This is a genomic window from Parafrankia sp. Ea1.12, assembly GCF_900465275.1.
GTDB lineage: Bacteria > Actinomycetota > Actinomycetes > Frankiales > Frankiaceae > Parafrankia > Parafrankia soli.
Genome location: NZ_UBIZ01000607.1, coordinates 1 through 2793, shown reverse-complemented (window position 1 = coordinate 2793; position 2793 = coordinate 1). Strand labels below are relative to the sequence as shown.

The 2793-nt window shown below is 68.5% G+C and carries 1 protein-coding gene and 1 pseudogene; both read left to right on the top strand.

Features of this window, described 5'->3' with window-relative positions:
- The first annotated feature begins 978 nt into the window (after positions 1–978).
- Positions 979–1839 (top strand): SDR family oxidoreductase, encoded by an 861-nt coding sequence (locus FMEAI12_RS32870; protein ID WP_112109039.1) that lies wholly within the window; start codon positions 979–981, stop codon positions 1837–1839.
- Positions 1840–1927: 88 nt separating this feature from the next.
- Positions 1928–2793, top strand: a pseudogene (locus FMEAI12_RS32865) (ABC transporter substrate-binding protein); the annotation flags it as partial.

Here is a 2793-nt window from a genome sequence, read left to right as displayed (position 1 = left end):
CCGCATGCCCACCCGAGAGGGCGGGGGTGCGGGGATCGCGTATGCGTGACCGGGGACCACCTTCCAATCCGGGGCCTGCGGTAACCGAGCGAGCTAGACCATCGCTCGGGCGATCCTGATGGCGTCTACTCCCCTCTCCACATAGGTCAACTGCTGGGTACTGCCGAACCTTTCGCGGTGGTACTCGGCGGCCCGCCCTGGCCACCGCCCTGCCCGCGCCAGTTCATGTCTGCCGCGACCATGTGACTTCCTTCGCTACGACAGGAACTCTACCCAGGACAGAACTCGATGTCTACTGCGGCGGGAGTAGATTTTCCGGGATCAAGGAGACAGCTATCCTGCGGCACCCGATCGTGCCGGGCGTCGCTGGGACCCCTGAGTCCCCGGCCGGGTACGCGTCGGCTCCGCTGAAGGAACGCCCTCGACCTGGCCGACCCGCTCGACGGCCCGGCCTTCCTCGGCCGGGACGCTGCGCGCAGCGCGCCGTGCGCCGTGCGCCGTGCGCCGTGCGCCGTGCGCCGTGCGCCGTGCGCCGTGCGCCGTGCGCCGTGCGCCGAGTGGCGGTGGCGGTGGCGGGTACGCGATGTCGCCACCCACTCCGCCCTGACGCCACAGAGTCCCCTCCGCCCGCCTAGGACCCCCGAAGGGGTACACGCCCGCGACAGCTTCCTCCGCCGCCTCAGCCACGACCTCACGCCGCGTCACGCCATCGCGCGGAACGACCAGCGGATCGTCACGGATCTACCGCGGTAGGCAGACGCCCGACACCTGCCCGCCTCGCCGAACTACCCCCGACGTCCTGGCCGACGTCCTCGCGCACACGCAAGACCTCGTGATCCTCCTCGGCCGGGTCCGACCGACACCCCTCGACGCTCTGGAAACCCGGCCACCTCGACCGCGAGGACCGGGGACGCGCGATGGGGCCGCGCTACCCTCCATTTGAACATCGGTCAAATGGAGGACGGAGATCGTATGACGATGCAGCGACACGAGGAACTCGACCTGGCCGGCAAGGTCGTGATCATCACAGGGGCCAGCCGTGGCATCGGCAGGCAGGCGGCCCAGACGTTCGCCCGCCGCGGCGCGAACCTGGTCCTGGCCGCACGAACGGTCGAGCCGGACAGAACGCTGCCCGGCACCCTGAACGAGACGCTGACCGAAATCGAGAACACGGGAGCCAGCGCGATCGCCGTGCAGACCGATCTGGCCGAGACCGCGGATCTCGAGCGCCTGGTCGACGCCGCCGTCGAGCGGTTCGGTGGCGTCGACGTGCTCATCAACAACGCGGCGGCCACCGCCGGCGAGATCTGGTCGAAAAGATTTCTGGAGCTGACGCGTGAGGACTGGCTGTACCAGTTCGCGGTCAACCTCCACGCGCCCTTCACGCTCATACAGCTGGTGACTCCGATTATGGAGAGTCGCGGTGGCGGGCGCATCATCAACCTCAGCACCGGCAGCGGTGAGGTCTTCCGCCAGCCGGAGGAGCTTCCCAAGCTCGAGAACATCGGTGGGTTCAGCCTCGCGGTGCCCGGCTACTACTGCAGCAAGCGGGCGCTCGACCGGCTCGGCAATGTGCTGGCTCCCGAGCTCGCCCGGAAGGGAATCGCCGTGATCGGCATGCACCCGGGCCTGGTCGCCACCGAGCTCACGGCCATCCGCGTCAAGGAGTCCGGCCTCGACGACAGCGTGGCCGTGCCGATGGAGGTCCCCGCCCGCATGCTCGCCTACTTCGCCTCCTGTGCCGAGCCCATGGAATACACCGGCCGCCTGTTCTGGGCCGAGCGCGAGCTCAAGGAACTCGGGATCGAACTGGACGACCGACCCGCGATCACCACCTGAACCCGAACAGGTCGACGGCGCGGTCATCGTCAGCTGGTCGGCCGCGGCCCCGTCTTCTTTCTGTCATGAGAAAAACGGGAGGTCACTGATGATGCGTAAGAGCCGATTACTCGGCGCGACTGTTGCCTGCTGCGCCGCACTCGTCCTGGGGGCCTGTGGAGGCGGGGATTCCAGTCCGTCCACGGGAACCGCGGGTCCCTCTGGTGAGCCGGTGGCCGGGGTACCGCCCGGATCCTCATACTGAGCGATCCGCGCAGCCTGGACCCGGCATCCCTCGGCAACCAGGCCGCGATCACCGCCGTGCTGGGTAACGCCCTGTACGGAACCCTGATGACCACGGACGAGACGGGCAAGATCGCGTACTCGATGGCCGAGTCCTTCGCCACGACCGACGGTGGCGCGACCTTCGCGCTGAAGCTGCGGCCCGGGCTGGTCTTCTCCGACGGGCACTCCGCTCAATGCCGAAGCGGTGAAATTCAACTGGGATCGGGTCAAGGACCCGGCCACCGGCTCACCCCACCGCTCGGAGGCGTCGATGATCGCCTCGACCGAGGTGGTGGACGATGTCACGCTGACGGCCACGATGGTCACCCAGGTGCCCAAGTATGCCCAGTCCGTCGTCACCTCGTCACTGAACTGGATCGCCTCGCCCGCGGCCCTGCGGAAGGGCGCCGCGGCCTTCGACGCCACCCCGATCGGCGCCGGCCCGTTCACGCTGAAGAGCTGGACCCGCCAGGCCGCCATGGAGCTGGTCAAGAACCCCCGCTACTGGGACGCCCCCAAGCCGTACCTGGACACCCTCACCTTCCAGGCCGCGCTCGACTCCAACCAGCGTTACAACACCCTGCAGACCGGGGGCGCGGACGTCGCCGTCGAGTCGAACCCCGTCAACTTCGACAAGGCCGACAAGGCCGGCCTGCCGAACACCGTGCTGGAGCTCAGTGGCGGGCTCTT